The 6875-nt window shown below is 69.0% G+C and carries 5 protein-coding genes; 3 read left to right on the top strand and 2 right to left on the bottom strand.

Translation table 11 applies throughout. The features are described from left to right. Positions 1-55: 55 nt before the first annotated feature. Together F3T56_RS45455 and frc are read right to left on the bottom strand one after the other, a co-directional pair. Positions 56-1444: an OFA family MFS transporter gene (locus F3T56_RS45455; RefSeq protein ID WP_149831315.1), complete on the bottom strand. Its 1389-nt coding sequence runs from the start codon at positions 1442-1444 to the stop codon at positions 56-58. A 210-nt stretch (positions 1445-1654) separates the two neighbouring features. After that, on the bottom strand, positions 1655-2968 hold the full coding sequence (gene frc, locus F3T56_RS45450; RefSeq protein ID WP_425473754.1) for a formyl-CoA transferase: 1314 nt from the start codon (positions 2966-2968) through the stop codon (positions 1655-1657). Positions 2969-3186: 218 nt separating this feature from the next. Here frc and sucC point away from each other — a divergent pair, with 218 nt between their 5' ends. The 3 genes from sucC to F3T56_RS45435 all read left to right on the top strand — a co-directional run. Further along, positions 3187-4317, top strand: a complete 1131-nt coding sequence (gene sucC / locus F3T56_RS45445; RefSeq protein ID WP_149831314.1) for an ADP-forming succinate--CoA ligase subunit beta — start codon at positions 3187-3189, stop codon at positions 4315-4317. An 11-nt stretch (positions 4318-4328) separates the two neighbouring features. Beyond that, positions 4329-5228: a succinate--CoA ligase subunit alpha gene (gene sucD / locus F3T56_RS45440; RefSeq protein ID WP_149831313.1), complete on the top strand. Its 900-nt coding sequence runs from the start codon at positions 4329-4331 to the stop codon at positions 5226-5228. A gap of 135 nt (positions 5229-5363) precedes the next feature. Then, on the top strand, positions 5364-6875 hold a 1512-nt coding region (locus F3T56_RS45435), incomplete at its 3' end, for an aldehyde dehydrogenase family protein (RefSeq protein WP_149831316.1).

Here is a 6875-nt window from a genome sequence, read left to right as displayed (position 1 = left end):
GCCGCCCCGTGGTGCGAGACCACGGGGCGGCCGCCTGCTGCCGTACGCCGAGGCGTCAGGCCACCTCGTCACCGAGCGGACGCGGGTTGGGAGCGACGTGCTTGCCGCGGGGCCGCCCCGGCGGATGCAGGAAGATGGCCACGAAGCCGGCGAACAGCGAGATGGAACCGGCGAGCACGAAGGCGCCCGAGTAGTCCCAGGTCGCCACGACCACGGCGCCCATGCCGGACCCGAGCAGACCGGAGACCAGCTTGGAGCTGTAGACGAGACCGTAGTTGGAGGCGTTGTTGTTCTCACCGAAGTAGTCCGCGGTCATCGCCGCGAACATCGGGAAGATGGCGCCGCCACCGAATCCGGAGATGCTGGAGAACACCAGGAACAGCGGCAGGTTGCTGATGTTGCCGGACCAGAGGATGCCGTACTGGGACAGGCCCAGCACGATGCAGACGAAGATCAGGCACTGCTTGCGGCCGTAACGGTCGGAGAGCCAGCCGATGACACCGCGGCCGGTGCCGTTGACGATGGCCTTCAGGGACATGGCCGTGGCCACGATCCCGCCCGCGAAGCCCGCCTCGTTGCCGAACGGCACCTGGAAGGCGATGCCGAAGATGTTCACACCCGAGGTGCACAGCAGGCAGAACCACATCAGCGCGACGCGGCCCGTCCGCCAGGCCTCACCCGGCGTGTACTGCTTCACGGCCGGCGGGTTCTTCTCCAGCGCACGCCGCGCGCGCGGGTCGTCCGGCTTCCGCAGCGGGTCGACCTCGGCCGGCCACCAGTTCTTCGGCGGGTCCTGGAAGAAGTAACCGGCCCCGGCGACGACCGCCGCGAGGAAGACACCGACGGCGACGAGCACCCAGCGGAAGTTCGTCAGGTCCATGTACCCGGTGAAGATGAACACGAAGGGCACCGAACCGTAGGCGAAGCCGCCGTTGACGAAGCCGGTCTTGCCGCCCTTGCGCTCCGGGTACCACTTGCCGACCATGTTCACGCAGGTCGCGTAGACCATGCCGGCGCCCATGCCGCTGAACATGCCGAATCCGACGTACGCGACGACGACATGCGGTGCGAAGGCGAGCGACAGATAGCCGAGCAGGGTGCCGAGGGCGCCCAGCATCATCGCCCAGCGGGCGGGCAGTTTGCCGCTCTCGCGGAGCTTCCCGGCAGGGAAGGCCACCGCGGCCTGGAAGAACACCCAGACACCCAGCATCCAGAAGATGTGCTGGCTGCTCCAGCTGTGCGCCGTGTGCAGGGTTTCCTCGGCGGACGCGAACGCGTACTCCGCCGAGCTGATGCCCATCATGCCCACCCACGGCAGGATGACCATCCACTTGCGTTTGCGGCCCATGATGTCGATGTCGGTCTCACCGATGCGGAACACGCGGCCGTTGGCGTCCGTTACCTCCCTGTACGGGGCGGACGTCGAATAGTCGATGGTTGTCATCTGCTCAAGCACTCCTTGCGTCGAAAGATCTGGCCAGCGCCCCCTGTCCAAATGCCTTTCGTGCGCGCACGGATCCCGGGGACGGCCGACGCGCACCGTCGGGCGCCCCCTCGTGCTCGGTTACGTCATGGACCGCCTCCTCACAGTCGGAAGACCGCGCACCCTTGTGGTGCGCTTCTGGATCCCCACGTCAGATCACCCCGCTCGACCTCAGCAGGCGCAACTCCTCGTCTCCGAGTCCGAGTTCGCTGATGAGGATTTCCTCGGTGTGTTGGCCGAGGAGGGGGGAGGGGGTGATGTGGGTNNNAGTCCGAGTTCGCTGATGAGGATTTCCTCGGTGTGTTGGCCGAGGAGGGGGGAGGGGGTGATGTGGGTGGGGGAGTCGGAGAGTTTGAGGGGGTTGCCGACGGTGGTGAACCGGCCGCGTTCGGGATGCTCGACCTCGACGACGATCTCGTTGTCGGCGAGGGAGGCGTCCTCGATGATCTCTTTGGTGGACAGGATCGGCCCGCAGGGAATGTTGTGTGCGTTGAGCTGCTGGAGCACCTGCCATTTGGGCAGGGTGGCCGTCCATTCCTCGATCAGCTGGAACATTTTCGCCAGTTTCGGCAGCCTGGCCTCGGGGGTGGCCCATTCGGGGTCCCGGGCCAGTTCCGGGCGGCCGATCAGCTCGGTCAGGGGCGGCCAGCCGACGGGCTGGACGATGACGTAGACGTAGTCGTTGGGGCCGCCGGGCGCGCACCTGACGGCCCAGCCGGGCTGTCCGCCGCCGGAGGCGTTGCCCGAACGCGGCACCTCGTCCCCGAAGTCCTCGTTCGGGTACTCGGGCAGCGGGCCGTGCGCGAGGCGCTGCTGGTCGCGGAGTTTGACCCGGCACAGGTTGAGCACGGCGTGCTGCATGGCCACGTTCACCCGCTGCCCGCGCCCGGTGCTCTCCCGCTGGAACAGGGCGGCCAGGATCCCCGCGACCGCGTGCACCCCGGTCCCGGAGTCACCGATCTGCGCGCCGGTCGCCATCGGGGGCCCGTCCTCGAAACCGGTGGTCGCCATCGACCCGCCCATCGCCTGCGCCACCACCTCATAGGCCTTGAAACCGGTGTACGGGCCCTCCCCGAACCCCTTGATCGACGCGTACACGACCCTGGGATTGATCTCCCGGATCCGGTCCCAGGTGAAACCCATCCGGTCCACCGCGCCGGGACCGAAGTTCTCCACCAGCACATCCGAACGCCTGATCAGCTCGGTCAGCAGCTGCCTGCCCCGCTCGGTCTTGGTGTTCAGCGTGACACTGCGCTTGTTGCAGTTGAGCATCGTGAAGTACAGCGAGTCCACACCCGGAACGTCCCGCAACTGACCACGCGTGATGTCCCCGCCCGGCGCCTCCACCTTCACCACATCCGCACCCAGCCACGCCAGCAACTGCGTCGCCGACGGACCCGACTGCACATGCGTCATATCCAGGACACGGATCCCCTCAAGAGCCTTCGNCTGCGTCGCCGACGGACCCGACTGCACATGCGTCATATCCAGGACACGGATCCCCTCAAGAGCCTTCGCCGTCACTGATCACCTCGCTGGTCCGTTGCCTTGAGCGTCCGGGCGGCGCCGATCCTGAGTCCTGCTGCACATTGCATACAGTCGACGAATACTGTATGAAGATTGTTATCCCGCATTCGCTGGGTGATGTCCAGGGGGCGTGCACCACTTTTCAGGTGCGGCGCTTTTGAGACGGGAGCCGAATCATGGACCTGTACGAGCACCAGGCCCGAGGGCTCTTCGAGGAACACGGCATCCTCGTGCCGAGGGCGGAGGTCACCGACTCGCCCAAGAAGGCACGGGAGATCGCCCGCAGGCTGGGTGGCCGCGTCGTCGTCAAGGCGCAGGTGAAGACCGGGGGCCGGGGCAAGGCGGGCGGTGTGCGGCTCGCCGCCGACCCGGCCGCAGCCGAACTCACGGCACGTCAGATGCTCGGCATGGACATCAAGGGCCACACGGTCGGCAAGGTCATGCTGGCCCAACCGGTCGACATCGAGGCCGAGTTCTACGTCTCCTACGTCCTCGACCGCGCGGCGGGCCGTTTCCTCGCCATCGCCTCCGCCGAGGGCGGGATGGAGATCGAGGAGGTCGCCGCCAGTCGACCGGAGGCGGTCGCCCGCATACACATCGACCCGGCCGAGGGTGTCACCTCCGCGAAGGCGGGGGAGATCGCCGAGGCCGGCGGCCTTCCACCGCAGACCGTCGACGTTCTCGTACGGCTGTGGCAGGTGCTGGTCCGTGAGGACGCCGTCCTCGTCGAGGTCAACCCGCTCGTCCGCACTCGGCAGGGGCAGATCCTCGCCCTCGACGGCAAAGTCACCCTCGACGACAACGCACGCTTCCGGCAGACCCGTTGGGGCGCGCAGGAGAAGGAACACGACGACGCGCTGGAGGCGGCGGCAGCGGCCAAGGGCATCGACTACGTCAAGCTCGACGGCGAGGTCGGCATCATCGGCAACGGCGCCGGCCTGGTCATGTCGACCCTCGACGTGGTCGCCGGCTGCGGCGCCCGCCCCGCCAACTTCCTCGACATCGGTGGCGGAGCCTCCGCCCGGACCATGGCCGACGGGCTGTCCGTCATCCTTTCCGACCCGGCCGTGAAGTCGGTGTTCGTCAACGTCTTCGGCGGGATCACCGCGTGCGACACGGTCGCCGAAGGCATCGTACGGGCCCTGGACACCGTCCAGTTGACCAAGCCGCTCGTCGTGCGGCTCGACGGCAACAACGCCGCCCGAGGCCGCGCCGTCCTCGACGAGCACGCCCACCCAATGGTCCAGCAGGCCACCACCATGGACGGCGCCGCGCGCCGGGCCGCCCAACTCGCCACCAAGGCCTGAGGAGACGGAACATGGCGATCTACCTCACCAAGGAGAGCAAGGTCCTCGTCCAGGGCATGACCGGCGGCGAGGGCATGAAGCACACCCGGCGCATGCTCGCGGCCGGCACGCATGTCGTCGGCGGCGTCAACCCGCGCAAGGCGGGCCGTACCGTCGACTTCGACGACCGTACCGTGCCTGTCTTCGGTTCGGTCGCCGACGGTATGCGGGCGACCGGCGCCGACGTCACCGTCGTCTTCGTGCCACCCGCCTTCGCCAAAGCCGCGGTGATGGAGGCCGCCGACGCCGGCATCGGGCTCGCCGTCGTCATCACCGAGGGCATCCCCGTCCACGACTCCGTCGCCTTCACGGCGTACGCGAAGGAGAAGGGCACCCGGATCATCGGCCCCAACTGTCCTGGCCTGATCACCCCCGGCCAGTCCAACGCGGGCATCATCCCGGCCGACATCACCAAGCCCGGCCGCATCGGCCTGGTGTCCAAGTCGGGCACGCTCACCTACCAACTCATGTACGAGCTGCGGGACATCGGCTTCACCACCTGTGTGGGCATCGGCGGCGACCCCGTCGTCGGCACCACCCACATCGACTGCCTGGCCGCCTTCCAGGACGACCCCGACACCGACATCATCGTGCTCATCGGGGAGATCGGCGGCGACGCCGAGGAACGCGCGGCCGCGTTCATCGACAAGCACGTCAGCAAGCCCGTCGTCGGCTACGTCGCGGGCTTCACCGCGCCCGAGGGCAGGACCATGGGGCACGCGGGCGCCATCGTGTCCGGCTCGTCGGGCACGGCGCAGGCGAAGAAGGAAGCCCTTGAGGCGGTCGGCGTCACCGTGGGAAACACCCCGACCGAGACGGCCCGCCTGGTACTCGCCGCGCTGGAAACCGACCGCCGGGCCACTCATGGTTGACCAGGAGTGACTGCCGCGACGGTCCGGCGCGTCCTCCTCACCTACGCGACCACCGGTCGCTCGGCCTGCGTACTGCGGTTCGGCAGACGTCAGGCACCCCCGCCCCCGATTGTGCACCGAGAGCGGAGACACCGAATGACAACCACCCTCAACGCCACGTCACTCGTGGTGAAGTCCGGCACGACCTGGGAAGACGCCTGGCAGCGCTGTCTGGCGGTCGCCCCTGAGGCGTTCCGCGAAGACCGCGTCCTCAACCTCTGGAACTCCGCCTGGCGAGCGGACGGCCGGGCCCTGCCCGCCAGCAGCCCCGTCGACGGCAGCCCGATCGCCGGCCCGCCACGGCTGGACCGGGACGCCGCCCACCAGGCGGTCCGCGCCTCCCTCGACCAGCACCGCGCCTGGCGGCACATCCCGCTTCAGGAGCGCCGCGCCCGGATCGCGGCCACCCTGGACGCTCTCGCCCAGCACCGCGAACTCCTCGCGCTCCTGCTCGTCTGGGAGATCGGCAAGCCGTGGCGGCTCGCACAGGCGGACGTCGACCGGGCCATCGACGGGGTGCGCTGGTACGTCGACGGCATCGAGCCGATGGTCGCTGGCCGGGCCCCGCTGGACGGACCGGTCTCCAACATCGCCAGCTGGAACTATCCGATGAGCGTGCTCGTTCACGCCATGCTGATACAGGCCCTGGCGGGCAACGCGGTCATCGCCAAGACCCCGACCGACGGCGGTGTCGCCTGTCTGACCCTGGCCTGCGCGCTGGCCGCCCGCGAGGGGATACCCGTCACCCTTGTCAGCGGCAGCGGGGGGGAGCTGTCCGAGGCGCTGGTGCGAGCGCCCGAGATCGGCTGCGTCTCCTTCGTCGGCGGCCGCGACACCGGCGCCGCGGTGGCCACGGCCGTCGCCGACCTCGGCAAGCGCCACGTCCTCGAACAGGAAGGACTCAACACCTGGGGCATCTGGAACTACTCGGACTGGGACGCGCTCACGGCCGTCGTCCCCAAGCTCTTCGACTACGGCAAGCAGCGCTGCACGGCGTACCCGCGCTTCGTCGTCCAGCGGCAGCTGTTCGACGACTTCCTGGCGGCGTACCTCCCGGCAGTGCGCACCCTGCGCGTCGGACACCCGCTCGCCGTCGAGAAGGCCGACGACCCCTATCCGGCACTGGACTTCGGGCCGGTGATCAACGCGGCCAAGGCGAAGGAACTGCGCGACCAGATCGCCGAGGCCATCGACCGCGGCGCCGTGCCCCTGCACCGGGGCAGCGAGGCCGACGCCCGCTTCCTGCCCGGCCAGGACACCTCGGCGTACGTCCAGCCGGTCACGCTCCTGAACCCGCCGCCGTCCTCCCCGCTGCACCACGCGGAACCCTTCGGCCCGGTCGACTCCATCGTCCTGGTCGACACGGAGTCGGAGCTGCTGGCCGCGATGAACGCCTCCAACGGCGCGCTGGTCGCCACCCTGTCCACCGACGACCGGGCGACCTTCGACCGACTGGCCCCGCAGATCCGGGCGTTCAAGGTCGGCCACGGCAAGCCGCGTTCGCGGGGGGACCGCGACGAGCTGTTCGGCGGGTTCGGCGCGTCCTGGCGCGGCGCCTTCGTCGGCGGTGAACTGCTGGTGCGCGCTGTGACCCAGGGGCCCGCGGGG

This window comes from Streptomyces tailanensis (assembly GCF_008386495.1).
GTDB lineage: Bacteria > Actinomycetota > Actinomycetes > Streptomycetales > Streptomycetaceae > Streptomyces > Streptomyces tailanensis.
The sequence above is the reverse complement of the archived record's forward strand: the minus strand, read 5'-3'. Positions and strand labels throughout refer to the sequence as shown.

Excerpts from the sequence above, each read along its gene's own strand:
- sucD (WP_149831313.1), top strand. The coding sequence starts at position 4,329 with ATGGCGATCTACCTCACCAAGGAGAGCAAGGTCCTCGTCCAGGGCATG.
- sucC (WP_149831314.1), top strand. The coding sequence starts at position 3,187 with ATGGACCTGTACGAGCACCAGGCCCGAGGGCTCTTCGAGGAACACGGC.
- F3T56_RS45455 (WP_149831315.1), bottom strand. The coding sequence starts at position 1,444 with ATGACAACCATCGACTATTCGACGTCCGCCCCGTACAGGGAGGTAACG.